1 protein-coding gene is annotated in these 431 nt (G+C 59.9%); it reads right to left on the bottom strand.

The features are described from left to right. A partial coding sequence (locus AAZR93_RS21595) for an intermembrane phospholipid transport protein YdbH family protein (RefSeq protein WP_434721042.1) occupies window positions 1-391 on the bottom strand: 391 nt, incomplete at its 3' end. Between the last annotated feature and the right edge of the window lie 40 nt (window positions 392-431).

Raw genomic sequence — 431 nt, forward strand, 5'->3', positions numbered from 1 at the left:
CGCCAACGGTCATCTCCAACTGCGGCAATTGCTGCTGCAGTTTATCCAGCGTCAGCGTGGCGTCACTGGCATCGCCGCCAGGCAGCGAGGACAGGCAGGCGCTATCGACGCTGAGCTGGTCGCTGACCAGTTGCCATCGGCCAGCGCTATAGCGCAGGCGTGTCGGCCCGATGTCGGCCAACAGGCAGTCCTGCGCCTTGAACTGCGCCCCTGCCAGCGACAAACCGCCCTGCTGCCATTGCAACGGCCCTTTCATTACTAGTTGGCTACCGGACGGCAGCCAATGAGCCACCACCCGTGGCAACCAGTGTGGCAGCGTTTGCCATAGGGTGAACGGCAGGATCACCATGCAAGCCACAATCCCTATGAATACTTTCAATCGCTTAGTCATTAAATGATTGTTTCAGTCCTGAGTACGGCACGCCCGCGGT

Source organism: Providencia sp. Je.9.19 (genome assembly GCF_051129765.1).
GTDB lineage: Bacteria > Pseudomonadota > Gammaproteobacteria > Enterobacterales > Enterobacteriaceae > Providencia.